Source organism: Streptomyces sp. NBC_01508 (genome assembly GCF_045040315.1).
Classification (GTDB): domain Bacteria; phylum Actinomycetota; class Actinomycetes; order Streptomycetales; family Streptomycetaceae; genus Streptomyces.
In genome coordinates this window covers 3,167,532-3,191,356 of sequence record NZ_CP109419.1, presented here as the reverse complement: position 1 = coordinate 3,191,356, position 23,825 = coordinate 3,167,532, and the positions used below count along the sequence as shown (strand labels likewise).

The 23,825-nt window shown below is 72.4% G+C and carries 28 protein-coding genes; 21 read left to right on the top strand and 7 right to left on the bottom strand.

The genetic code is table 11. From position 1 onward, the window contains the following. The first annotated feature begins 71 nt into the window (after positions 1 to 71). The 5 genes from cutA (at position 72) to OG700_RS14490 (ending at position 2,456) form a co-directional block, all read left to right on the top strand. Positions 72 to 437: a divalent cation tolerance protein CutA gene (gene cutA / locus OG700_RS14510; protein ID WP_405613551.1), complete on the top strand. Its 366-nt coding sequence runs from the start codon at positions 72 to 74 to the stop codon at positions 435 to 437. A gap of 165 nt (positions 438 to 602) precedes the next feature. After that, the gene (locus OG700_RS14505) at positions 603 to 977 is read left to right on the top strand and encodes a VOC family protein (RefSeq protein ID WP_405613549.1); all 375 of its coding nucleotides are present in this window, start codon (positions 603 to 605) and stop codon (positions 975 to 977) included. 6 nt (positions 978 to 983) lie between these two features. Then, positions 984 to 1,325 carry an ArsR/SmtB family transcription factor gene (locus OG700_RS14500; protein WP_405613547.1) on the top strand — a complete coding sequence of 114 codons (342 nt, stop codon included), beginning with the start codon at positions 984 to 986 and terminating at the stop codon, positions 1,323 to 1,325. Then, complete coding sequence (locus tag OG700_RS14495) at positions 1,322 to 1,807, top strand: SRPBCC domain-containing protein (protein WP_405613545.1); 486 nt, start codon at positions 1,322 to 1,324, stop codon at positions 1,805 to 1,807. The genes OG700_RS14500 and OG700_RS14495 overlap by 4 nt, the downstream gene beginning before the upstream one ends. 49 nt (positions 1,808 to 1,856) lie before the next feature. Next, entirely contained in the window at positions 1,857 to 2,456 is a 600-nt protein-coding gene (locus tag OG700_RS14490; protein ID WP_405613543.1) for a TIGR03086 family metal-binding protein, read from the top strand. A 57-nt stretch (positions 2,457 to 2,513) separates the two neighbouring features. On the opposite strand, the gene OG700_RS14485 is transcribed toward OG700_RS14490, so the two are convergent. After that, positions 2,514 to 3,935 carry an MFS transporter gene (locus OG700_RS14485; protein ID WP_405613541.1) on the bottom strand — a complete coding sequence of 474 codons (1,422 nt, stop codon included), beginning with the start codon at positions 3,933 to 3,935 and terminating at the stop codon, positions 2,514 to 2,516. Positions 3,936 to 4,063: 128 nt separating this feature from the next. Between OG700_RS14485 and OG700_RS14480 the strand changes: the two genes are divergently transcribed. The 3 genes from OG700_RS14480 to OG700_RS14470 all read left to right on the top strand — a co-directional run bounded on the left by OG700_RS14480 (position 4,064) and on the right by OG700_RS14470 (position 7,307). After that, complete coding sequence (locus tag OG700_RS14480; protein WP_405613539.1) at positions 4,064 to 4,858, top strand: helix-turn-helix domain-containing protein; 795 nt, start codon at positions 4,064 to 4,066, stop codon at positions 4,856 to 4,858. A 230-nt stretch (positions 4,859 to 5,088) separates the two neighbouring features. After that, positions 5,089 to 5,721 carry an ATP-binding cassette domain-containing protein gene (locus tag OG700_RS14475; protein ID WP_405613537.1) on the top strand — a complete coding sequence of 211 codons (633 nt, stop codon included), beginning with the start codon at positions 5,089 to 5,091 and terminating at the stop codon, positions 5,719 to 5,721. Then, a complete protein-coding gene (locus OG700_RS14470) occupies positions 5,718 to 7,307 on the top strand; it encodes a hypothetical protein (protein WP_405613535.1) in 1,590 nt (529 codons plus the stop codon). Before OG700_RS14475 ends, OG700_RS14470 begins: the two co-directional genes overlap by 4 nt. 95 nt (positions 7,308 to 7,402) lie before the next feature. On the opposite strand, the gene OG700_RS14465 is transcribed toward OG700_RS14470, so the two are convergent. Further along, on the bottom strand, positions 7,403 to 8,134 hold the full coding sequence (locus OG700_RS14465) for a hypothetical protein (protein WP_405613533.1): 732 nt from the start codon (positions 8,132 to 8,134) through the stop codon (positions 7,403 to 7,405). 85 nt (positions 8,135 to 8,219) lie between these two features. Here OG700_RS14465 and alr point away from each other — a divergent pair, with 85 nt between their 5' ends. From alr to OG700_RS14445, 4 genes are all read left to right on the top strand, one after another. Beyond that, positions 8,220 to 9,422 (top strand): alanine racemase, encoded by a 1,203-nt coding sequence (gene alr / locus OG700_RS14460; protein WP_405613531.1) that lies wholly within the window; start codon positions 8,220 to 8,222, stop codon positions 9,420 to 9,422. Continuing rightward, positions 9,419 to 10,660 carry an alpha/beta fold hydrolase gene (locus tag OG700_RS14455; RefSeq protein WP_405613529.1) on the top strand — a complete coding sequence of 414 codons (1,242 nt, stop codon included), beginning with the start codon at positions 9,419 to 9,421 and terminating at the stop codon, positions 10,658 to 10,660. Before alr ends, OG700_RS14455 begins: the two co-directional genes overlap by 4 nt. Beyond that, positions 10,620 to 11,171 carry a tRNA (adenosine(37)-N6)-threonylcarbamoyltransferase complex ATPase subunit type 1 TsaE gene (gene tsaE / locus OG700_RS14450; protein ID WP_405613527.1) on the top strand — a complete coding sequence of 184 codons (552 nt, stop codon included), beginning with the start codon at positions 10,620 to 10,622 and terminating at the stop codon, positions 11,169 to 11,171. The genes OG700_RS14455 and tsaE overlap by 41 nt, the downstream gene beginning before the upstream one ends. Positions 11,172 to 11,387: 216 nt before the next feature. Next, positions 11,388 to 11,513, top strand: coding sequence for a hypothetical protein (locus OG700_RS14445; protein ID WP_405613525.1), 126 nt, complete (start codon positions 11,388 to 11,390; stop codon positions 11,511 to 11,513). A gap of 2 nt (positions 11,514 to 11,515) precedes the next feature. Here OG700_RS14445 and OG700_RS14440 read toward each other — a convergent pair whose 3' ends face one another. Continuing rightward, positions 11,516 to 12,043 (bottom strand): L,D-transpeptidase, encoded by a 528-nt coding sequence (locus tag OG700_RS14440; RefSeq protein WP_405621709.1) that lies wholly within the window; start codon positions 12,041 to 12,043, stop codon positions 11,516 to 11,518. Between the two features lie 138 nt (positions 12,044 to 12,181). Between OG700_RS14440 and tsaB the strand changes: the two genes are divergently transcribed. The 9 genes from tsaB (at position 12,182) to OG700_RS14395 (ending at position 18,734) form a co-directional block, all read left to right on the top strand. After that, entirely contained in the window at positions 12,182 to 12,853 is a 672-nt protein-coding gene (tsaB, locus tag OG700_RS14435) for a tRNA (adenosine(37)-N6)-threonylcarbamoyltransferase complex dimerization subunit type 1 TsaB (RefSeq protein ID WP_405613523.1), read from the top strand. Positions 12,854 to 12,945: 92 nt separating this feature from the next. Then, positions 12,946 to 13,428 (top strand): ribosomal protein S18-alanine N-acetyltransferase, encoded by a 483-nt coding sequence (gene rimI / locus OG700_RS14430; protein ID WP_405621707.1) that lies wholly within the window; start codon positions 12,946 to 12,948, stop codon positions 13,426 to 13,428. Then, a complete protein-coding gene (gene tsaD, locus OG700_RS14425) occupies positions 13,421 to 14,521 on the top strand; it encodes a tRNA (adenosine(37)-N6)-threonylcarbamoyltransferase complex transferase subunit TsaD (protein WP_405613521.1) in 1,101 nt (366 codons plus the stop codon). Before rimI ends, tsaD begins: the two co-directional genes overlap by 8 nt. Next, positions 14,518 to 14,769, top strand: a complete 252-nt coding sequence (locus tag OG700_RS14420; RefSeq protein WP_405613519.1) for a hypothetical protein — start codon at positions 14,518 to 14,520, stop codon at positions 14,767 to 14,769. Before tsaD ends, OG700_RS14420 begins: the two co-directional genes overlap by 4 nt. 193 nt (positions 14,770 to 14,962) lie before the next feature. Continuing rightward, positions 14,963 to 15,316 carry a YciI family protein gene (locus OG700_RS14415; RefSeq protein ID WP_405613517.1) on the top strand — a complete coding sequence of 118 codons (354 nt, stop codon included), beginning with the start codon at positions 14,963 to 14,965 and terminating at the stop codon, positions 15,314 to 15,316. 67 nt (positions 15,317 to 15,383) lie between these two features. Further along, positions 15,384 to 16,664 (top strand): RNA polymerase sigma factor, encoded by a 1,281-nt coding sequence (locus tag OG700_RS14410; protein ID WP_405613515.1) that lies wholly within the window; start codon positions 15,384 to 15,386, stop codon positions 16,662 to 16,664. A 111-nt stretch (positions 16,665 to 16,775) separates the two neighbouring features. Then, positions 16,776 to 17,432: a hypothetical protein gene (locus tag OG700_RS14405; RefSeq protein WP_405613513.1), complete on the top strand. Its 657-nt coding sequence runs from the start codon at positions 16,776 to 16,778 to the stop codon at positions 17,430 to 17,432. Between the two features lie 43 nt (positions 17,433 to 17,475). After that, positions 17,476 to 18,111 (top strand): hypothetical protein, encoded by a 636-nt coding sequence (locus OG700_RS14400; protein WP_405613511.1) that lies wholly within the window; start codon positions 17,476 to 17,478, stop codon positions 18,109 to 18,111. Positions 18,112 to 18,263: 152 nt separating this feature from the next. Then, positions 18,264 to 18,734, top strand: a complete 471-nt coding sequence (locus OG700_RS14395) for a hypothetical protein (RefSeq protein ID WP_405613509.1) — start codon at positions 18,264 to 18,266, stop codon at positions 18,732 to 18,734. 19 nt (positions 18,735 to 18,753) lie between these two features. Here the strand turns inward: OG700_RS14395 and OG700_RS14390 are convergent, their stop codons facing one another. The 4 genes from OG700_RS14390 to OG700_RS14375 all read right to left on the bottom strand — a co-directional run bounded on the left by OG700_RS14390 (position 18,754) and on the right by OG700_RS14375 (position 23,778). Beyond that, positions 18,754 to 19,278 (bottom strand): hypothetical protein, encoded by a 525-nt coding sequence (locus tag OG700_RS14390; protein ID WP_405613507.1) that lies wholly within the window; start codon positions 19,276 to 19,278, stop codon positions 18,754 to 18,756. Between the two features lie 29 nt (positions 19,279 to 19,307). Next, complete coding sequence (locus tag OG700_RS14385) at positions 19,308 to 20,048, bottom strand: hypothetical protein (RefSeq protein ID WP_405613505.1); 741 nt, start codon at positions 20,046 to 20,048, stop codon at positions 19,308 to 19,310. Positions 20,049 to 20,095: 47 nt separating this feature from the next. Then, positions 20,096 to 22,213, bottom strand: a complete 2,118-nt coding sequence (locus OG700_RS14380; protein ID WP_405613503.1) for a Tox-REase-5 domain-containing protein — start codon at positions 22,211 to 22,213, stop codon at positions 20,096 to 20,098. 293 nt (positions 22,214 to 22,506) lie between these two features. Then, positions 22,507 to 23,778, bottom strand: coding sequence for a THUMP-like domain-containing protein (locus tag OG700_RS14375; RefSeq protein ID WP_405613501.1), 1,272 nt, complete (start codon positions 23,776 to 23,778; stop codon positions 22,507 to 22,509). Positions 23,779 to 23,825 lie beyond the last annotated feature (47 nt).

Sequence of the window (23,825 nt, the reverse complement as noted above, 5' to 3'; positions counted from 1 at the left end):
CCCACGCGGGGGCGGGCCTGCCTTGCGCGTTCTGCGGTGTTGTCGCCGGACAACCGATCGAGAGGGACCCCGTGGCCGGCTATCTCGCCGTACTCACCACGACGGCCGCCCGGTACGGCGAACTCGCCGCGCACATCAAGAGCGTGCACGACTACGACACCCCCGAGATCATCGTGACGCCGATCGCCGGGGCAGTACCTCGCGTGGCTGAAGTCGGAGACGAACAGCTAGTGCCCCTCCCGGCGAGCAGTTCGCCGCGCAAGCTCACAGCAGCCGAACTCGTGGTCGGCAGCCGCTCGGCAAGCGCGGCGAGCCGCTGCCGACCGAGGGTCGCCTCAGCCTCTCGCGTCACCGCGAGCGCCTTGCGCGCCATCTCCGCGCCCCGCTCGACCTTGCCCTGCGTCACATGGCGAATGTCACGCCCACATCAGGAGTGAGTGAGGGTGACGTGCCGGTCTGGATGGTGCGTTCGATCACCCGGCGGTGCCGGCCCGGCCGTCCGGACGGCTCGATGCCGCGGGGGGCGATGCGTGAGACGTTCACCGATGGCCGAGAACATGATCGACGTGACAGGTAGGAATTCCCCTACCTATAGTGTGGCCATGAACATCACACATGCCACAGTCGTCACCGTTCCCGTCGCCGACCAGGAACGGGCGAAGGATTTCTACGTCTCCACCCTCGGCTTCCAGGTGGTCGTCGACCAGCGGATGGGCCCGGTGCGCTGGCTCCAGGTCGCCCCGCCCGGAGCGCAGACCGGTTTCACGCTCGCCACCGCCGAGCAGGGCTTCACACCCGGCAGTTCGACCGGCATCGTCCTGGAGACCGCCGACCTGGACGGCGACTGCGCCGCGCTGGTCGGAGCCGGTGTCGCCGTCGAAGGCCCTACCGACCTGCCCTGGGGCCGCCAGGCCACCCTCGCCGACCCGGACGGCAACAGCTTCGTGCTCGCCGCCCGCTCCCCGGCGCGAGCCTGACCGGCCGTGCCCACCACCGAGGTCCACCAGGACCAGGTCTTCGCCGCCCTTGCCAGCCCGGTACGGCGTACGGTGCTGCGGCTGCTGAGTGAGGGCGGCCCGCAGTCGGTGAACGACCTCGCCCGCCACTTCGACATGACCCGCCCGAGCTTCTCGGAGCACCTGCGGGTACTCCGCGAGGCCGGGCTGGCCACCGAGAGCAGGTCGGGCCGTCGGCGGCTGTACCGGCTGGAGGGCGCCGCGTTGTACGAGGTGCAGGAGTGGCTGAACCCGTTCGAGCGGTTCTGGCGTGACAAGCTCCGCAGTCTCTCCGACGTGCTCGACAACCTGGACCACGATGAACCATGACCGACGACCTGACCGACGACCTGAGCGATGACGATCCGACCACCGTGCGCGTCGACCAGTTCCTCCCGCACCCGCCGGCCAAGGTGTGGCGGGCGCTGACCGAACCGGACCTGATCGCCCGATGGCTGATGCCCGGCGACTTCCGGCTCCAGGTCGGCCACCGCTACACCATGCAAGCCCAGCCCATGCCGGGCACCGGTTTCTCCGGCACCGTCGAAGCCGAAGTCCTCGCCTTCGAGCCGACGCGCATGCTGCGCATCCGCTGGCGCGACGCCGACCCCAACAGCCCCAGCCGCGCGGACTGGACCATCACCTGGACCCTGGAGCCCGAAGGCCGAGGCAGCCGTCTGTTCCTCCTGCACGAAGGTTTCGACCCCGACAGTCCGCCGCAACAGCGCGCCCGAGGCCTCATGGGCGGCGGCTGGCGCACCCACACGATGCGGCGTCTCGGCGAGGTCCTGCAACGCCTGCCAGCGCCATGACCCCCCGCCGCTTCCCATGACTGCCGCTTCCCACGACAGGAACATCCGCATGTCCGACATGGCGAACCGCTACGCACTCCTCGCCGACGCCTTCCTGACCCGCGTCCGCGCCGTCCCCGAGAATCGGTGGGACAACAGAAGCCCGTGCCGGGGGTGGACGGCCCGCGACGTGGTCGCCCACGTCATCAACGGACATCGCGGCATTCTCGCCGCCGTCCACCACACCCCACCCACCCCCGCCCACGGCGTCCTCCTCTCCCCCATGGGTGATGCCCCCGCCGTCGAGCCGGGCGCCGACCTGCCCACCGCCTTCGCCGCCTGCCGCGACGGCCTGCTCACCGTCCTCCGTGACCCCGCCCTCGCCGCCCGGCCCCTGCCCGGTGGCCCGCTCGGCCCCGTGCCGGTGGAACAGGCCGTCGACGTGATCGGCGCCCTGGAACTGCTCGGCCACAGCTGGGACCTGGCCCGCGCCACGGGGGGCGACGAAACCCTCGACCTCCACGCCGTGACCCGCACCCACACCGCACTCACCCGCCACCACCAAGCACTGCTGGCCACCGCCGCCTTCGACCCCGCCATCCCGGCACCCGAAGGCGCCGACGCCCAGACCTCGTTCCTGTGCTTCATCGGCCGTAGCCCCGAAGCGTGAATCTCTGCCGGGGAGTTCCGCTCCGTCCGCTCCGTCCGCTCCGTCCGAGCCGTCCGGTCAGAGCGGCCGGTCGCGGGGGTTGCGGAGCAGGGTGGCGATCAGGGCGGCGCCGACGGCCAGCAGCGCGGCGGCGACCGTGAGGGCGAGGGTGAAGCCCTCCGTCGCGGCGTGTTGTTGGCTGGTCGAGTCGGCCAGGGCGTCGCTGTGGCGTGCCGCCAGGGTGACCAGGACCGCCAAACCCACCGCGCCGCCCACCTGTTGGACGGAGGTGAGGACGGCCGAGCCGAGGCCGGCGTTCTCCTCGGTGGTGCCGCTGACCGCGGCGACCGTCAGGACCGGCAGGCTCAGGCCGCAGCCGAGGCTCGTGACGAGCATGCCGGGCAGCACACCGGCCAGGTAGCTGTCGCCGGGTGCCAGGCCGGACAGCAGCAGTAGTCCGGCCGCGCAGATCAGGAAGGACACGACGAGGGTCCAGCGCGTCCCGAACCTGGTCACCGCACGCGAGGCCAGCCACATGCCCGCGAGGATGCCCGCGCCGTAGGGCAGGTAGGCGACGCCCGCCGTGAGCGGGTCGTAGCCCAGGACGGTTTGCAGGTGGATCATCAGCAGGAAGGCCATCGCGTAGAAGGCGGCGGAGAACAGCATCGTCGTGCCGTTGGCGACGGCGCGGGTACGGTCGGCCAGGAACGACAGCGGCAGCAGTGGATCGGGCGTGCGTGACTCGACCACGACGAACGCCACGGCCAGGACGACGGCGAGGAGCAGCGGCCCGACGACGGCCACGTCACCCCAACTCGTCTCCCCGGCCTGAAGCAGACCGTAGACGAGGGCCAGTACGGCGCCGGTTCCCAGCGCCGCACCGGGGACGTCCAGCCGCGCCCGGTGGGTGGCCCGGCTCTCGGCGACCAGGCGCGGGAGCAGGATGAGGGCCAGGGCGGCCACGGGCAGGTTGATCAGGAAGATCCAGCGCCACGAGGTGAGGCCGGTCAGCGCACCGGATATCACCAGGCCCATCGTGCCGCCCAGACCGGCGATGCCGCCCCAGATGCTGAGCGCCTTGGTGCGCTCCCGCGTACCGGTGTACAGGAGGGTGATCAGCGACAGCGCGGCCGGGCTCGCCATGGCCGCGCCCGCACCCTGGACGAACCGCCCGACCACGAGTTGCCAGGGCTCCTGGGCGATGCCGCAGGCGAGGCTCGCGACTCCGAACAGGGCCACGCCGCTGAGGAAGACGCGGCGGCGGCCCAGCAGGTCGGCGGCCCGGCCGGACAGCAGCAGCAGCCCGCCGAAGGCGAGGAAGTAGGCGTTGACGACCCAGGCCAGGCCCGCGTCGCCGAAGCCGAGTTCGTCGCGGACGGTGGGGAGGGCGACATTGACCACGGTGTCGTCCAGGACGAGCATGAACTGCACGAGGCACAGCACGATCAGCGCCGGCCGGCGGCGCCCCGTGCCGGTGGCGAGGGTTGACTCTGTTGTCATGACGGCGTCCTGCGGTAGCGCCCGTGGCGCGGATTGATCAACATGCCATGACGTTATGAACCCCGCCCCCTTGGCCACAATCCGCTATGGGGCCATGGTGTATCGCCTTGAGGACATACGCTGGGGGCATGACCAAACCCGCTTCATGCGCCGCCCCGACCGGGGTGGGTGCGATCACCGTGGGCAACTTTCCGTTGTCGGCGGGAGAGTGGATCCCCGCGCACAGCCATCCGCAGCACCAGCTGGCCTGGACACGACGCGGTGTGCTCGGCGTCGCCGTGGACGACACGTACTGGGTCCTGCCGCCCACCCGTGCGCTGTGGCTGCCCATGGGGGTCGTCCACCGGACCGGTGCCACCCGCGACGCGGTGCTGCGCAGCCTCTATCTGAAACCGGACCGGTGCGCCCTGCGATGGACGGAACCCACGCCGGTCGCCGTCGACGGACTGCTGGCCCACCTCATCGACCACCTCAACCGGCCGGAACTCGCCGACGACGCGCGACTGCGGGCCGAGGCGGTCGTGCTGGATCTGCTGCGCCCGCTGCCGACCGTGCCCATCGACGTGCCACATCCCGTCGACGCACGCGTCCGCGCCGTGGCCGACGAACTGCTCGCCGATCCCGCGGATTCGCGGAGCCTCGACGCGTACGCACGGGTCGTCGGGGTGAGCCGGCGCACCCTGACACGGCTGTTCGCCCACGACACGGGCATGAGCTTCGACCGCTGGCGCACCCATGTGCGGCTGCGCGCCGCCCTGCCGCTCCTCGCCGAAGGCCAATCCGTGTCCCGGGTCGCGCACGCCGTGGGTTACGCGACACCGAGCGCGTTTCTCGCGGCGTTCCGCCGGACCGTCGGCACGTCCCCGGGGCAGTACCTCAACGGCGACGCCGTCACCGAGACATCGGATACGAGCGCACGCTAGGGCGTGTTGCGAAAGTCCCGCCTGGCCGACGACGCCTGGCACGCACACTCGCCGCGTTGTCGGACTCGTCCAAGTACGCCCAGTACGAGAACGATCCTCCGCCTTGCGATCGCACGCACCAGACGCCGTCGGCCCCGCCCTTCGGGTGGACGGCGCTACTTTCGCAACACGCCCTAGGCGCATATACGGTTGGTCCGAAGTGCGTCAACACCCCTGATGGAGCGGAGAAGATGGCCGGAGTTCCCGTGATCGCGGCCGACGGTGCGACGGTCACGCTGGGCGAGACCACGCTGCTCGCGCCCACGACGTTCGAGGTGCCGCCCGGCGAGTTCTGGTGTGTCACCGGCGGCAACGGCTCGGGCAAGACCACCCTTCTGCGTGCCTTCCTGGGCAGTCGGAGTCTGACGGCCGGCACGTGTTCGGTACGGGGCGAGGCCGTCGACCTGGCGAAGCCCGCGCACCGGCGTCTCGTGGCCTCGCTGGTCGAACAGGTCCCCGTCGCCCGGGACATGACGCTGCGCGAGCAGGTGACACTCGTCGCCGCCTCCTGGTACGGCAATTCCCCGAGCACCGCCGAACGCGCCGGCGAGGTCGTCGAGCGGCTGGGGCTGTCCTCGCTCGGCGAACGGTTTCCCCACCAGATCTCGTCCGGACAGTTCCAGCTCTTCAGCCTCGCGCTGACTCTGGTCCGTCCCGCCGATGTCGTGCTGCTCGACGAGCCCGAGCGTCATCTCGACAGTGACCGCGTGGAGTTGGTGGCCACACTGCTCACCGAGCGGGCGAAGGAAGGCACGGCCTTTCTGGTCGCCACCCACGAGGCGGCCCTGGTGGAGGCACGCGACGGCCGCGTGGACCTGGGATGACGGCGACGGCCGGGATGACGGCGCGGGGCGTCGCGGCCCCCGAGTCCGATGCCAGGGGCCGCGTGCACGCCGTACGGCAGCGGTACGCCCGGCGCGGCGGCCGTGCCACGGTGCGGGGACGCGCTTACACCGCCTATCTCGTCGCGCTGTTCACCGTCTTCTACCTGGTGCCGGTCTTCCACGCCGCGAGCACGTCGCCGGGGTTCGTCTCCGTGGGGTCCGCCGCCCGGGCGACGCCCGTGGCCTGCGCCATCGCGGTGGCGGTGTGCTGGAGCGCCCAACTCGTCGGCCGGTTGTGGGGACCGCTGGTGCTCCAGCCCTTCCTGCTGCACGTGTTCATGTCCACGGACATATCGCCGACGTACTACCTCGGCACCATCGCCCGGCGCCGACTGGCGTACGCGGGCGCGGTCACGCCGCTGACGGCGTGCACGGCGGCGTATCTCACGACCGACCTGTTCGACCACCTCGACACCGCGCTGCCGGGTCTCGCGGTCGCGGCGGGGGTCGGTGCCGTCGCCGCGGTGGGCTGGCTGTGGGGCCAGGTCCGGTCGGTGCCCGGCAATCTCGTGCTCGCCGCGGCGGCGGGCGTCGTGGCACTCGCCATCACCGTGCTGAGCCGGCTGGCGCCGGACGGCGGCGGCGCCCCGTGGCTGCTCGCCGGCGTGCTGGCGACCACGGCCGTGGCCCTCGGGCGGGCGGCCTTCCGGTCGATCCGTACGGTCGAACTCACCCGGCTCGCAAGGGAGTCGGCCCGCGCCTCCCAGGCCCAGGCGTACGCGTGGACGGGCACGCTCCACCACGCGCTCGACCTGTACCGGCCGGAGCCGCGCGGGCTCACCTCCGCACTGATCCGCCCGGACGGACGGCTGCGCGGGTATCTCGCCCAGGGCGCGGTCCGAGCGCTCCGCGCGCCCGGTCGCGCGAGCGCGGCGGTGCTGTTCCTGCTGGCCGGCGGTGCCGCGCTGACGCTCGGGGCGGCCGGGGCGGCCGGGGCGGCCGGGGTGGCTGGAGCGGCTGGAGCGGCGGTGTGGTTGTGGGTGGCCGGATCGGTCTGCGTGTACCTGGGCTCCGGGTGGGTGGGCGAGACCTGGCGCGGCCTGCGCGACGAGTTGACCCTGGCCCCGCTGCTCGGCGAGTGGTGGGGCGGCACGCTCACCCGCGCGCTGGCGTGGCCCGTCGCCGCCGTGACGGCCGGCGCGGGTCTGGGAGGCGGCCTCGCGCTCCTGACCCCGTGGGCACCCCACGGCGCGGGCCGCCCGGTGAACACGCTCCTGCTCGTCGCGGGGTCGCTGACGCTGGTGCTCGGTGCCAGGTTCCTGCGCGAGATGAAGCTGCAACTGCCGCTCGAACTGCTGCTGCCGATCATCACGCCGCTCGGCGATCTCTCCGGGCTGCGCGTCGTGGCATGGCAGTTCGACGGCGTCATCGCCGTGGCGGTCGGCATCGCCGTGCTGAACGCGGTCCCGTCCGCGCCCGGCGCGACCGCGCTCGCGATCGGCCTGGCCGCGTGCTGCGTCTGGGCGGGCCTGCGCCGGACCGGCTGGGCGCACCGGGGCCTGCTCTCCCGCCTCCGCCGCGCGTAGCACGTCTTCCAGCACGAGTTGAGGCGCGGGATACGGCGCGGGATACGGCACGAGTTACGGCACGAGTTACGGCACGGGTTACGGCACCGGTGATCTCATCTCGACCATGGCGGGCAGAACTCCACATGGATCTGGTCCCGTTCACGCGCGTCGAGGTCCGGCCAGTGATAGAGGGACCGGCAGACGTGGTAATTGCATCCGCCGGAAAGATACAGCTCTGTCGCGGCGGCGGGAGGGCCTTCTTTCGTGACGGCGAAAATGTGCGGAGCCGATTCCCGGAACGCCGCCGCACCGCCTGTCAGGAACAACGTCTCGGCGTGGACGTGCTGGTGGAGCAGATTCCTGTTCGCCGGATCGCTCGGAGCCGCGTACTCGATCTCAGGGGTGTCAGCCGGCAGTTCCCCCTCCGGCAGGCTCGCGGTGCGTACTTCGCGGGGAGCGTTCCCCGCACGCATGCGCGCCCGCAGCTCCTTCCACCGGGACGGCCGGAACTGCACTGCCCGGTGGGCCAGTACGAGGTCGAGCGGCGTCTCGCCCCACTCATCGCCGTAGGCGCCCCCGAACTCCTTCGCCGGGGCGCGCGTCGGCAGGTAGACCAAGGACCGCGGGGAGCGCGCGGCGAGCAGCCACAGGGCGCCGATACGCCGGCCGTCCGCCCGGTCTACATACATGTTGTACTGGTTGGTGCCGTATCGGTAGAGCGCTCCGTTCCTCAGCGGTCCGAAGGGGCTGATCACCCGGTATTCCTCGCCTCCGAGCCGCACCTTGTGGACGTTGATCTTCAGGCGCAGGCTCCGCCGTGTGAGTGCGGCCCTCGACGCGGTCATCCAGTCGTCTCCCCCGTGTGGATGTGCCCCCGGACCCGCCCGGACCCTCCCAGGGAGGTCGGCGGGCTCTGAGAGACTGTGTGTGATGACCGGAACCGTACCCACCTCGCCCCTTCGCGCCCGCGCCGAGATCGATCTCGGGGCGCTCCGTGGCAATGTCCGTGCCCTGCGGGCGCGGCTCGCGCCCGGTGCCGATCTGATGGCCGTCGTGAAGTCCGACGCGTACGGGCACGGCGCGCTGCCCTGCGCGCGGGCCGCGCTCGACGCCGGGGCGACCTGGCTCGGCACCGCCACGCCCCACGAGGCGCTGGCGCTGCGCGCCGCCGGGGTGACGGCGCCGATCCTGTGCTGGCTGTGGACCCCCGGCGACCCCTGGCGCGCCGGCGTCGAGGCCGGTCTCGACATGTCCGTGTCCGCGATGTGGGCGCTGCGCGAGGTGACCGACGCCGCGCGGGAGGCCGGGCGGGTGGCGCGGATCCAGCTCAAGGCCGACACCGGGCTCGGCCGCAACGGGTGCGCGCCCGCCGACTGGCCCGAACTCGTCGCCGCCGCCCGTGCCGCCGAGGCCGCGGGCACCGTCCGCGTCACCGGCCTGTGGTCGCACTTCGCGTGCGCGGACGAGCCCGGCCACCCGTCGATCGCCGCGCAGCTCGACGTGTTCCACGAGCTGGTCGCGTACGCCGAGAAGGCCGGCATCGAGCCCGAGGTCCGGCACCTCGCGAACTCCCCGGCCGCCCTCACCCTCCCCGAGTCGCACTTCGACCTCGTACGGACCGGCATCGCGCTCTACGGCATCTCGCCCGGCCCCGAGCTGGGCACCTCACGGGAGTTGGGGCTGCGGCCCGTCATGACGCTCACCGCGTCCGTGGCGCTGGTCAAGCGGGTCCCGCAGGGGCACGGCGTCAGTTACGGCCACCAGTACCGCACCTCCGCCGAGACCACCCTCGGCCTGATCCCCCTCGGGTACGCGGACGGCATCCCGCGCCACGCGTCCGGCCGGGGGCCCGTGCTCGTCGGCGGGGCGGTGCGGCGGGTGGCCGGGCGGGTCGCGATGGACCAGTTCGTCGTGGACCTCGGGGCGGGACCGGACGCCGACGCCGTCCAAGAGGGCGCGCCCGCCGTCCTGTTCGGGACCGGGGACGGGGGTGAGCCGACCGCCGCCGACTGGGCGGAGGCGGCCGACACCATCGCGTACGAGATCGTGACCCGTATCGGTCCCCGCGTTCCCCGCGTCCATCTGAACGGGCACGAAGACGGGCGCGAAGACGGACAAGGAGCGGGACGTTGAGCGAGAACAGCACCGCGAGCGACGTGGTGTCGGCCGCAGCCGGCGCCGGAGGCAACTGGCGGCTGGCCGGTATCGCCGGTACGGCGATAGGCGTGATCGCCGCCGGTGCCGCCGCGGGCGTCGCCATCGAGCGGATGACCGTCGGCCGCGGCATGCGCAAGAAGGCGCGGCTCGCCCTCGACTCGACGGGGCCGTACGGCGCCCTGCGCGGCACCCCCGGCACGGCCCTCGCCGACGACGGCACCGAGCTGTACTTCGAGGTCGACGACGTCGACCCGGAGACCGGCGCGGGCACCCCGCGCCGCCGCAGGCTCTTCGGCCGCAAGGCCCCGGCGCCCGTCACCGTCGTCTTCAGCCACGGCTACTGCCTCAACCAGGACTCCTGGCACTTCCAGCGCGCCGCGCTGCGCGGTCTGGTGCGGACCGTCTTCTGGGACCAGCGCAGCCACGGCCGCTCCGGCCGGGGCGCCGCGCAGCAGGGCCCGGACGGCGTCCCCGTCTCGATCGACCAGCTCGGCCGCGACCTCAGGGCGGTCATCGAGGAGGCCGCGCCGGAAGGGCCGCTCGTCCTCGTCGGCCACTCCATGGGCGGTATGACGATGATGGCGCTCGCGGGCCACTGCCCCGAACTCGTACGGGAGCGGGTCGTCGGCGCCGCGTTCGTCGGCTCCTCCAGCGGCAGGCTCGGCGAGGTCAGCTTCGGGCTGCCGGTGGCGGGCGTGAACGCCGTACGCCGCGTACTGCCCGGCGTACTGAAGGCGCTCGGCTCGCAGACCGAACTGGTCGAGCGGGGGCGGCGGGCCACCGCCGATCTCTTCGCCGGGCTGATCAAGCGCTACTCGTTCAGCTCGAAGGACGTGGACCCGGCCGTCGCGCGGTTCGCCGAGCGGCTGATCGAGGGGACGCCGATCGACGTGGTCGCTGAGTTCTACCCGGCGTTCACCGAGCACGACGAGTCGGCCGCGCTGCCGGTCTTCATGGATGTCCCGGTGCTGGTACTGGCCGGGGACCGCGATCTCGTCACCCCCAGCTCGCACAGCGAGGCCATCGCGGACCTGCTGCCGGACTCCGAGCTGGTGATCGTGCCCGACGCGGGCCATCTGGTGATGCTGGAGCACCCGGAGGCGGTCACCGACCGGCTCGCCGACCTGCTGGTACGGGTGGGGGCCGTCCCGGCAGCCACTAACGTGGGTTCGTATGGAAGCACCGCTGGAAGCGCCGGACAGCCCGGCAGCTGAGACCCGTATCCGCGTCACCGCGCGTATCACCGTCGACTCACCCGAGCGGATGAGCGAGTTGGGCTGCGGGCTCGCCGCTCTGCTGCGCCCCGGCGACCTGGTGATGCTCACCGGCGAACTCGGCGCCGGGAAGACGACGCTGACCCGTGGCCTGGGCGCCGGGCTCGGCGTACGCGGGGCGGTCACGTCGCCGACCTTCGTCATCGCGCGGGTGCACCCCTCGCTGACCTCCGGGCCGCCGCTCGTGCACGTGGACGCGTACCGGCTCGGCGGCGGTCTGGACGAGATGGAGGATCTGGACCTCGACGTGTCGCTGCCGGATTCGGTGGTGGTCGTGGAGTGGGGCGACGGGAAGGTCGAGGAGCTGTCGGACGACCGGCTGCGTGTGGTGATCGACCGCGTCGTCGGGACCGTGGACCCACTGGCCGAGGAGGACGACCGGCGCGAGGTCACCCTCACCGGCATCGGCGCACGCTGGGCGGACGTGGACCTGGCCTCGCTGGGCGCCTGAGAGATCCGTGCTTTCCGACAAGACGTCGGTAAACTGTTGCGTGTGCCGTGCGGCGCGTGGTCACATGGTAAACGAGATTTGGTTAGGTCTACCTAACCGAGCTTGCCCCCGGAGCCTCAGGAGGCATCCATGCCGGCATCAGAGAGCACCGGAGCGCGACCGTCGGAGCCGACGATCCCGTCTCCCGATCCGTCTCCCGATCCGTCGTCCGTGTCGATGAGCGACCTGCTGGCGTCGTGCGCGGCGGCCAGTGCCGTATCGACGCCGCCGACCGGGACGGCCCGCGACGACACGGACGACGAAGCCGATGAAACCGGCGAAACCGCCGAAGCCGCCGCATAGCGCTACGGGACGACGACGACCTTCGAACCGATCGTCGCGAACGTCCACATCGCGTCGCCGTCCTCCGGCGTCATCCGCACGCCGCCCGTCCTCAGCTCCGGGTCCGGGCTCGCCATCGTCCCGTCGACCGCCGAGCTGAACCCGATCGCGACCTGGTCCACGTTCGCGAACCGCACCACGTGCTCGATGTCCACGCCGTCCGAGCCGGTGATCTTCCCGGACCGTGATGTCACCTGGTACGTCCCGGGCGGCGGGCTCACCGTGCTCGGCATGACCTCGAAGGTCCGCGGCTTCTGGCTCGGCTCGCCCACCAGCCACACACGCTTGTCGTCCAGCGCGTAGACGACGCGGAGACCGGTGCCCGACTTCGCGGGCACCGCGTGCGTGTCCTTCTTCTTCTCGGGCGCGGGGGCGGCGGAGGCCGAGGAGCCGGGCTTCTTGGGCGCCGCGAACTGGTCGGGCACGCTCGCCGACGCCTGGTACGCGAGGAAACCGACAGTGGCCACGGCGAGCGCGGTGAGCCCGGCCACGAATCCCGAGCTGCTCCTGGACACCTTGATCCACCTCTCGTACGTACGTCTGCGTGGTGACGGTAGCAGCAGGCGGGAGAGGGGGCGGGGCGCCGTGCCCGGCTCCGGGGCCTCTCCGGGGAGCCGTAGGCTGTTTGTGTGCTCCTGCTCGCCGTTGATACCGCCACGCCCGCCGTCACCGTCGCCCTGCACGACGGTGTCTCCGTCCTCGCCGCCGAGAGCCAGGTGGACGCGCGCCGGCACGGGGAACTGCTGCTGCCCGCCGTCGACCGCGTCCTCGACCGGGCGGGTCTCGCGCTCGGCGCCGTCACGGACCTGGTCGTCGGCGTGGGACCCGGCCCGTACACCGGACTGCGCGTCGGGCTCGTCACGGCCGCCGCCTTCGGCTCGACCCTCGGGGTGCCGGTGCACGGGCTGTGCACGCTGGACGGACTCGCGTACGCGGCTCAGCTGGACGGACCCTTCGTGGTGGCGACGGACGCGCGCCGCAAGGAGGTCTACTGGGCGCGGTACGCGGACTCCCGTACGCGGCTGACCGAGCCCGCCGTCGACCGGCCCGCCGACATCGCGGCGGAGCTGGCCGGACTGCCGGTCGTCGGCGCGGGCGGCGTGCTCTACCCGGACGCGTTCCCGGACGCCCGGACGCCCGAGCACCAGTCGGCCGCCGCGCTCGCGTCCCTCGCCGCGGAACGGCTCGCGGTGGGCGGTGCGGCGGGTGACGGTGAAGGGTTCCTGCCCGCGCTGCCGCTCTATCTGCGGCGGCCCGACGCGCAGGTGCCCAAGAACTACAAGGTGGTCACTCCGAAGTGACCGATGCGACAGATGTGACCGACCCGACCGCCGGGAGCGACCCGACCGCCGCCAGCGACGCGACCGCCGCGACCGAGCCCGCGCTGCGCGAGATGCGCTGGTGGGACATCGAGGCCGTGCTCGCCCTGGAGTACGAGCTGTTCCCCGAGGACGCCTGGTCGCCCGGCATGTTCTGGTCCGAGCTGGCCCACGCCCGCGGCCCGGCCGCCACCCGCCGCTACGTCGTCGCCGAGGCCGCCGACGACGGCCGGATCGTCGGCTACGCCGGACTCGCCGCCGCCGGTGGCCTCGGCGACGTACAGACCATCGCCGCCGCCCGCGACCAGTGGGGGACCGGGCTCGGCTCGCGACTGCTCACCGATCTCCTCCAGCACGCCACCGCCTTCGAGTGCGAGGAGGTGCTGCTCGAAGTGCGGGTGGACAACCCCCGCGCGCAGAAGCTGTACGAGCGCTTCGGCTTCGAGCCGGTCGGCTTCCGCCGGGGCTACTACCAGCCCGGCAATGTCGACGCGCTCGTCATGCGCCTGTCACTGCTGGACGGCCCGTACGGACAAGGAACTGAGACCCATGGCTGACGAACCCCTCGTCCTCGGCATCGAGACCTCGTGCGACGAGACGGGCGTGGGCATCGTCCGCGGTACGACGCTGCTCGCCGACGCCATCGCCTCCAGCGTCGACGAGCACGCCCGCTTCGGCGGCGTCGTGCCCGAGGTCGCCTCCCGCGCGCACCTGGAGGCGATGGTGCCGACCGTCGAGCGCGCCCTGAAGGAGGCGGGGGTGAGCGCCCGCGACCTCGACGGGATCGCGGTCACGGCCGGTCCCGGACTGGCCGGCGCGCTGCTGGTCGGGGTGTCGGCGGCGAAGGCGTACGCGTACGCGCTGGGCAAGCCGCTCTACGGCGTGAACCACCTCGCCTCGCACATCTGCGTCGACCAGCTGGAGCACGGGCCGCTGCCCGAGCCGACGATGGCGCTGCTGGTCAGCGGCGGGCACTCGTCGCTGCTGCTCGCGCCGGACATCACCGCCGACGTACGCCCGATGGGCGCGACCATCGACGACGCGGCGGGCGAGGCGTTCGACAAGATCGCCCGCGTGCTCCAACTCGGCTTCCCCGGCGGCCCGGTGATCGACCGGCTGGCGCGCGAGGGCGACCCGGGGTCGATCGCGTTCCCGCGCGGACTGACCGGCCCGCGCGACGCGCCGTACGACTTCTCGTTCTCCGGGCTCAAGACGTCCGTCGCCCGCTGGATCGAGGCGAAGCGCGCGGCGGGGGAGGACGTGCCCGTACGGGACGTGGCCGCGTCCTTCCAGGAGGCGGTGGTGGACGTGCTGACGCGCAAGGCGGTGCGCGCCTGCAAGGACGAGGGCGTGGACCACCTGATGATCGGCGGCGGCGTCGCCGCCAACTCCCGGCTGCGCGCGCTGGCCGCCGAGCGGTGCGAGCGGGCGGGCATCCGGCTGCGGGTGCCCCGGCCCGGCCTGTGCACCGACAACGGGGCGATGGTCGCCGCGCTCGGTGCGGAGATGGTGGCGCGCAACCGGCCCGCGTCGGACTGGGACCTGTCGGCGGACTCCTCGCTGCCGGTGACCGAGACGCACGTACCGGGGCACCGGCACCATGGCCACGATCACGTGCACGAGGTCAGCAAGGACAACCTGTACTCATGACGGTCGCGCTGATGTGGGAGGCCAAGGCCGCCGCCGGGCGGGGCGCCGAACTGCTGGAGTGGGTACGGTCGCGGGCGCTGGCCCCCGCCCCGCAGCGCCGCGAGACGCTCACCGCGCCCGGCGGCCGGGTGCTGGTGATGACCTGGTGGGACGCCCCGTACGGCGCGGAGCTGCCCGAAATCCCGGAACCGGCTGATGAGTTGGTGGCACGGGCGGTCCACCGCTGGCGGTTCGAGACGGCGGACTGAGACGGCGGGCTGAGCCAGTGGTGAGCCGGCGGGCTGAGTCCAGCTCGTCCGCCAACACCCCAGCCGGTCCGGCGCTTGAGGACAACAGAGAACTTCCAGGAAACATCGCGGCGTGTGTCGATCCCGGCCCCGCCCGTTCGACGCAAGGGTGAGCGGCGGGGAACACCCCGCCCACGCACACCGAGGAGTCACCATGCCGCGCTTCATGACCCTGATCCACATCGACGAGTCCAACCTGCCCGCCGAAGGCCACAGCGCCGAGCTGGGCGAGCGGATGGGAAAGCTGGCCGAGGAGATGAACAAGGCCGGCGCCATGCTGGAGACCGTCGGGCTGCACCCGTCCGCCGAGGGCACCCGGGTCACCTGGTCGGGCGGGAAGCTGTCGGTCACCGACGGGCCCTTCACCGAGTCCAAGGAGGTCATCGGCGGGTACTCGATCGTCCAGGCCAAGACGCAGGCCGAGGCCGTCGAGTGGGCCAAGCGGTTCCTCCAGATCCACGAGGACTACTGGACCCTGACCGCCGAGACCCGCCAGATCGGCGAGTAGTACCGCTGCCGCGTACCGCCCGCGAGCCGTTTGCCGTCCGCCCGCCCCGGTGTTCTCATGGGTGGCCGTGACGGCAGACAGCGGCAGTGGCAGCGGCAGTGGCAGCGGCAGCGGCAGCGCGGGCGCGGTGGAAGCGGTCTTCAGGATCGAACAGTCGAGGATCATCGCCGCGGTCGCCCGCGTCGTGCGCGATGTCGGCATCGCCGAGGAGTTGGCGCAGGACGCCCTGGTCGCCGCGTTGGAACAGTGGCCGGAGTCGGGCGTCCCGGACAATCCGGGAGCCTGGCTCATGGCCACGGCCAGGCGCCGCGCCATCGATCTCGTACGCCGCCGCGAGACGTACGCGCGCAAGCTCGCCGAGGTCGGCCGCACCCTTCAGGACACGGCACCGCCGCCCGAGCCCGCCGACGCCGACGACATCGACGACGACCTGCTGCGGCTCGTCTTCGTCTCCTGCCACCCCGTCCTGTCCACCGAGGCGCGCGTCGCCCTGACCCTGCGGCTGCTCGGCGGACTCACCACGGACGAGATCGCCCGCGCGTATCTGGTGCCCGAACCGACCGTCGCCCAGCGCATCGTGCGCGCCAAGCGCAGCTTGGCCAAGGCGGGCGTGCCCTTCGAAGTGCCGTACGGCGCCGAGCGCGACGCGCGGCTCGCGTCCGTGCTGGAGGTCATCTACCTCGTCTTCAACGAGGGTTACTCCGCGACCGCCGGGGACGACCTGCTGCGCCCCGGCCTCTGCGAGGACGCGCTGCGGCTCGCACGCGTACTGGGCGGGCTGATGCCCAGGGAGCCCGAAGTGCACGCCCTGGCAGCCCTGTTGGAGCTCCAGGCGTCCCGTACGGCCACCCGTACCGGACCCGACGGCGCGCCCGTCCTGCTCGCCGACCAGAACCGCTCGCGCTGGGACCGGCTGCTGATCCGCCGCGGCGTCGACGCCCTGACCCGGGCGAGCGCGCTGGGCGGCGCCCCCGGCCCGTACGCCCTCCAGGCCGCGATCGCCGCGTGCCACGCGGGGGCGGTGACGTACGAGGACACGGACTGGGCCACGATCGCCGCGCTGTACGGGCGACTCGCCGCGCTCACTCCCTCGCCCGTCGTGGAGCTGAACCGCGCCGTCGCCGTCTCGATGGCCGAAGGACCCGAGGCGGGGCTGGCGCTGATCGACACGCTGGCGGCGGAGCCCGCGCTCAAGGGCTACCACCTGCTGCCGAGCGTGCGCGGGGATCTGCTGGCCAGGCTGGGGCGTACGCGGGAGGCGCGGGCCGAGTTCGTACGGGCGGCCGGGCTGACCCGCAACGAACGGGAGCGCACGCTGCTGGAGGAACGGGCCGCACGGACCCGGTGAGTTGGCCGAGTCCGGTCGGATCCCGGTCGGATCCCGGTCGGATCCCAGCCGAATCCCAGCCGAATCCCCGCCGAGTTCCGGCCGGATCCCGTACGGCGATAATCTCGCCGCATGTCTCGCCGTACGCCCACGCTGCCGCCCCCACCGCCCCCCGTACACATACGCACCTGGCCCGACGGCCGGGCGATGCTCGCCGACCGGGCCGGCATTCTCGGCTGGCTCGTGGGGCGCAGCATGGGGTACGCGCGGCTCGCGCAGTTCCTGCTGCTCGTGGCGGCGGTGCAGTTCGGCTGGCTGATCGTGGGCGAGGTGCTGCGGACGCTGGACAAGGGGATGCCCGATCCGTTCAGCCTGATGCTGGGCGCGTTCCTCGCGGCGTTCGGCCTCGGTGTGATGACCGCCGCCGGGATCGTCCTCGGCCTGCTGCTGCGCCGGGACGCCGCGATGCGCCGGCTGACGCACCAGTGGGCGGCGCTGGGGAGCGACCCGGTGGGCGACGCGCGACTGCGGCTGCCGGGTGTGAGCCTGTGCTGGCTGCTGATCTCGTTCCTGGCCGGGGCCTTCGGCCTGTGGCTGGCCGTGGAGACGCCCGCGACCGCGCGCCGGGGCGAGGACACGTACGCGGAAGTCGCGTACGTCATCGGCGCGGGCACCCTGTTCTGGATCGCCGGGCTGATCGGCGTGACGAAGGCGGTGGCGCACTACCGGTGGGCCGTCCGGCTGGTCGCCGCCAAGGTCCCGCGCCGCCGCGAGGATCCCGCCGGGTAATCCCGGCCCGGCCGGCGGTGATCACGGGCGGTAGCATCCGCGGATGCCCCGCACGCCGCTGCCGCCCCCTCCGCCGCCCGAACATCTGTGGTCCTGGCCCGACCACGAATCGCTGCTCGCCGAGCGGGCCCGTGCGATGGGTGAGTTGCAGCGGCGGGGACTGTCCTTCGCGCGGCTGGCGCTGCTCTGGTCGTACGGGCTGATCGCGACGCTGGGGTGGATTCTGGTCAGCCTGGGGCTCGGCGCTTTCGAGGCCCGGAACGCGGACTATGTCACCGGAGTGGTCGAACTGGTACTCGGCCTGTTCTTCCTGATGCCCGCCGTGATCGGCGTCGGATTCGACCTCGCCAGGGACCGCACCGTACGCGGCAGGCTCGATGCCTGGGCCGCGCTGCGGCCGGATCCCGGGAACGACCACCGGCTGCGGGCCGGCGGCCGGAGCGCCGGGTGGCTGGGACTGTCCGTCGCGCTGTGCCTGATCGGGCTCGTACTCGCGTTCACCGGCGTCGGGCAGCCGGGTTCCGGGGGCATCGGAGAGACGGCGTATCTCATCGGGACCGGTGTGATCGCGCTGGTCATCGGCGGGCTCGGCGTCCTGCGGGTGAGGGGCCACCAGCGGTGGGCCGGGAACGTACTGAGCCCCGTGTCCCTGCGGGAAGGCGGCGGCGCCCACCGCTGAAACCGTGAAAACCGGTGCGTTACGGGACGCGAGTGGCGCTTGTTGTCCGGATGTGTCCCGAAGTAGCCCCCCGGGCACTGAGGCCGTTCCTACGCCATCCGCTCTATCCTGTAGGGACGCATGCGCCATTTCATGGGGTGAAGGGGCGGCGGATGAACTGGCTGTGGTGGATATTCGTCTTCTTCATGGTCGGTGGCTTCAGCTGGGTCGCCGATACGGGCCGGAGCGCACTGCGCACCCGGCATGAGCGAAGAGTGGAGCGTCTCAAGCTCGTCGAGGGCGGCCGGCTGGCCCTTGAGGAGTCACACAAGCCGCCGGAGCCCGTCTGCGGGTGCGCGCACCATCTCGCCAAGCACGACAAGCAGGGCAAGTGCCACGAGAACGTGGAGGTGGCGACGGCCTGGGACGAGAACAAGAAACCGAAGCGGTACGAGCTGGCGCGGTGCAACTGTCAGCAGTACGTCGGCCCGCAACCGCTGTCGCAGATCTACGCCGACGACATCACGGACCTGGACGCCCGGATCCTGGACGCCCAGCTCAAGGCTTCCCAGCCGAAGGAGCCCAAGGAGCGGGAGGAGCGGGAGGAGCCGAAGAAACCGGACCTCGGGAAGGACGTGGACTGACCGGCGGCGGGGCAGGGCCTCAGCCGGGCGTGCCGTCGACCGCCGCGAACAGCACCACCGGCTCCTCGGCATCTTGCTGCCCCACGCCGACGGCGACCGTACGCCCGCCCACCCGCCACGCCTGAAGGTCACCGAAGTAGCCCAGCTCGCACAGGGACGCGTAGAAGGGCGCCACCGCCTCCCCTGCCAGATACCGGTTTGCGTACTCGGCCGACTCGACGGTCCGGTGCGCGCCCCACCGGGCGTCGAGGGCGTGCACGACGCCCCAGAGTTCGGTCTCGTACGCGTCGAGGACGGCGTCGTGGAGCGCGTAGTCCTCGTCCTCGTAGAAATCGGGGCTGACCCGCAGCGCGACGATCGCGAAATCCGCCCCCGAGCCGGACCGGCCCGCGTCCACGCCGTCCGACCAGGGCGGGTCGTACGGCGCGGTGGCGAGCCTTACGACGGCGGCGGTCCGCGCGTCGACCGCCGCCTTGAAGCCGAGCGCGTCGGCTCCCGCCGCCTCGGAAGTCCCGGAAGTCCCGGAAACGCCTGAAGCCCCCACCGCCCCTGAAGCCCCCGCCGCCCCCGAGGTCACAGCTTCGGCCGGTCCGCCGGGGTGGGCAGCGGCTCCAGCGCCCCCGCGTCGGCGAGCGCCTTGTGCGCGGCGAGCACCGCGTCCGTGGTGTCACCGATTTTCAGTACGACTCCGCCCGACCCGGCCTCCAGGCGTGGCGCGGCCAGGTCGGCGGGCACCCGCGCGGCCCGGTTCGCCGACAGGAAGACGGACCAGCCGCAGCGCGGGTGCGAGGCCCGCAGGCCGTAGGCGGACTTCAGGGCGCGGAACAGCTCGCGGTCGTGGGTGCTTCCGGTGTCCGCGTCCCAGACCCCGGCGACGGCGGCCAGCGCCTCCGGGAGCCGGTCCGCGAGCGGCGCGGCGGTGTCGGGGGAGCCGGGGGAGCCAGGGGAGCCGGGGGAGCCGGGGAAGAGCAGCAGTGTCGCGCTGAACGGGGTGTATCCGTCCGTACCGCCCGCCGTCACCTTGAGCTGCGCGTACCCGCCGTCCGGCCGCCGCGCCACGACGACGCCCGTGCGGCCGATGATGTCCGCGTCGTCGTGCGGGTTCGCCGCCTCCAGGGCCGTGGCGAGGGCGTCGACGTCGCGCGGTACGGGCTCGCCCGGCGTGGCGCCGTCGGTGTCCCACCGCCAGTCCGCCAGGTCCCCGCCCGACAGCTCGGTCAGCCGTTCCAGCAGGGCCAACCAGCGGCCGGCCAACTCCTCGCAGGACTCGGGCCTGGGTCCCCAGGACGCCTTCACAATGGTCTCGCTCGCCATGCCCGTCACTCCCGACACTCCGATCGTGCTCCCGCGCCTCTGCGCCTCTACGGCTTCCAGGGTGTGTGTACGACGTCCACGTCCACCCCGGCATCGTCGAACGCCTTCTGCGCGGCATCGGCGGCCTGCTTGTTGGAGAAGTTCCATTCAACCGGCTTGCCGTTCGCCGCCCGCGTCTGGCGCCGCGCCTGTTCGACCCACTTCGTGGCCTGTGCGGGTTCCAGGGTGCCATCCGGGCGGACCTTGCCCCCGTAGCCGAACTTCGCCTCCTTGTACTTCTGCCCGGCGGAGTCCCAGCCGTCGAAGTCGACGTCGCGGCCGGTGTCCGGGTCCTTCACCCCGTACTCCTTGCCGCGCTTCACCCCGGAGACCTGCTCCTGGAACCGCATCCAGCGCTCCATCGCCGGGCCGTACGCGACCGACTTCTTCGTCTTCCACTTGCCGTCGCCGAGATCCTTGGAGCCCTTGCGCGGGTTCTTCAGATCGCCGTACCAGGAGGGCTTCTTCCACTTGGCGACGGCCTTCTTGCCGGCTTCCTTCTTGGCCGCCTGCGCGGCGGCGGCGTCCTTCTTCGCCTGCTCGGCGGCGTCGATCTCCTCCTGGCTGGCGCCGTCGCACTTCTTGTCGGCCGGCAGGAGTACGGGGACGCCGTCCGCCCGGTGGACCGCCACGGTCCGACCGGCGGCGTTGACCCCGCCACTGAGGGACGGCCGCTGGGCGCCGGGGCCGCCCGGCCCGCCGGAACCGCCCGGTCCGCCCGGGAGCCGGTCGCCGATCGGGCCCGAGCTGATCAGACAGCCCTTCTCCGCCAGCTCCTTCTGGGCGTCGTCGGCGTGCTTCCGCGCCTCCTCCGCCGCCTTGTCGGCGGCCTTGACGTCGCCCTTCTCCGCCGCCTTCCGGGCCCGGTCGGCCGCCTCGCTCGCCTTGTCGGCGGCCTTGCCCAGTTTCCCGAGCTTGCCGAACTTCCCGACCTTGCCGACGACCTTCGCCGCGTTGTAGCCGGGGATGAAGAGCGAACCGACGTTCCACACGACGTCGGTGACCGCCCGGGTCTTCTCGCCGTTGTTCCACCGGTCGCGGACCTCGTCGCCGACGAACAGGTCGTCGCCGACCTTGAGGCCCGTGTTCACGGACGCGCCGCCCCAGTCGGTCAGCGCGTCGAAGTAGTCGCCCTTCTTCCACTTGTCGCCGGCGTCCTTGGCGTCGTCGGACCACTTGTCGGCCAGGCTGCCGCCGTAGTCCTTGAGGCCGTCCAGGGTGCCGCCGGGGTCGGTGACCAGATCCCAGACACCGGTGACGTCGCCCCAGACGCCGTCCACGAAGACGCCCTTGACGACCTGGGTGCCCCGGTCGGCGGCGCAGGAGAAGAAGCCCCAGCCTCCGCAGTCCTCCTTCTTCTCGCCGTCGCCCCCGTCACCGTCGTCGGCGGCGTCCTCGTCGCCCTCCCAGCCGGGTTCGTCGGCGGCGGCGTCGTTGCGGTCCTCGTCGGTCTCGACGCCCACGGGGGTGGTGGTGCCGTCGTCGCCGTTCTGCGGATCGCCCGGGTCCTCGGGACCGCCCGGACCGCCCTGGTCGCCGCCGGGATCCTCCTGGCCGTCGCCCGCCTCGACCGAGTCGCCGTCGCCGGCCGGGCACGCCGCACCCGTGATCGAACAGACCGCGGACCGGAGGCCGTTGGAAATCTGACCGCCGACGCCGCTCGCCGTGAGCCCGACGATGATCGCGGCGACGAGGACGAACAGTCCGACGTATTCGAGCGCCGTCTGCCCCCCGTCGCTCCGCCACTTGATGAACCGGGCGAACGAGAACGGCCGGTGCTCCGCCCGCCGTTCCGCGTCGAGCCGTATCCACTCCCGGCTCTCGGGGCGGCCCAGGAAGACCAGGACCAGTACCGGCAGCACGAGTTGGGTGAAGCCCTGGAACGAGCCCTCGGTGATGTTGGAGATGCCGCCCAGAACCAGCCACGCCTGTACGGCGATCAGGGCCCGCCACTCCCACACCCCGCCGGTCCACAGCCGCCGCGACAGCAGCCAGCCGGCCGTGCCGGGCGCCGCCGCCCACACGGTCAGACCGATGAGTCCGGCGTCCACCGCGTCCGCGGCGGCGGCCGAGAGCAGCAGGCCGATTCCGCCCAGCACGGTGAAGCCGAAGAGCGCTTGGATCAACCACCAAGCGATGTGGAGCGGTTGAGGCATGTCGCGCCGCCCGGCCGGGCCGGGCGGCGTCCACGCGCCGTCGTACGCCGGTGAACCCCCGTAAGAAGCCATTCCTCGCCCCAACCGCCTTCACGAACCGTGGCGTTCAGGCGGCACGCGTCAGGCCGCCCCCACAGCGGAGCTTATGACCTGAGCACATCAGAAAGCTTGGGCCCAGGGGCCCAAAACCATCCCAAATGCGTTCTGCCGCAAGCCGATTCGCGAAGATCTGCCGGACAAGGGCTATGGCGTCGTCGTGTGGATCAGGCCGGGTCGCCGAGCAGCATCGTCGGCGCGCCCGCGACCCGGGTGAGGAAGACCGTGGCCGATTTCCGCCCCTGGAGCTTCATCTTCCGCCGCAGCTCCTCCGGTTCGACCGGCGAGCCGCGCTTCTTGACCGTCAGGATGCCGATGCCGCGCTCGCGGAGCAGGGCCTTGAGCCGCTTGAGGTTGAACGGCAGCTCGTCGGTGATCTCGTACGCCGTCGCGTACGGCGTGGGGCGCAGCTCGTCCGCCGTGATGTACGCGATCGTCTCGTCGATCAGCCCGCCGTCCAGCTCGTCGGCGGCCTCGGCGACCAGATGGGCGCGGATGACGGCGCCGTCCGGCTCGTACAGGTAGCGGCCGACCTTCCGGACCCGCGGGTCGGGCAGACCGCGGCCGGTCAGGGTGAGTCCGGCGGGGAGCAGGGTGGCGCGCCGGGCGCCGGGCGTGATCGCGCCCGGACCGGACCCGCCACCGGTTCCGCCACCGGATCCCGTACCGCGCCCCGAGCCGGTCGCGTCGTGCCAGAGCACCGCCTCCTTGACGTCGCCGCCGTCGGAGATCCACTCGGCCTCGAAGTCGTCGGGGACCAGCTCGTGCGGGATGCCCGGTGCGATCTTGATGCCGCCGACACCCACCGCACGTACCGCCTCGATCGCCCAGGACAGTGGCGGCGAGTACGCCTCCGGGTCGAAGATCCGCCCCCTTCCGCCGCGTCTGGCCGGGTCGACGAAGAGGGCGTCGGGGGCCGGCCCGGAGGCCGGGGCGTACGTCATGACGTCCGCGCACACGACCGTCGCCGACGGGGCGTCGGGCGCCAGCGTACGGACGTTGTGCGCGGCGATCTCGCAGGTCGCGGGGTCACGGTCGACCGCGGTCACGGCGAACCCCGCGCGGGCCAGCTCGATCGCGTCGCCGCCCACGCCGCAGCACAGGTCCGTGATCCGCGCCGGGCGGCCCGCGTCCCCGAGGCCGATGTCCCGGAACCGGCCCGCCCGGTGGGCGGCGACCGAGGTACGGGTGGCCTGCTCGACGCCGTGCGGCGTGAAGTACATGCGGTACGCGTCCCGCTCGCCGAACTTCGCGACCGCCCGCTGCCGCAGCCGGGCCTGCGCGAGGGCGGCGGTGACCAGTTCGGTGGGGTGGTCGCGGCGCAGCCGGGTCGCCAGGGTCAGTTCCCGCGCCGGGTCGTGGTCGCGGAGGGCGGCGAGCAGGGCCTGGCCCTCCTCGGAGAGGAGTTGGGTCAGCGGGGAGGGGGTGCGGTCGGTCACCCGGCCATTGTGGGCCAGCCGGGGGACCGTCGGCGCTCCCCGGCGGT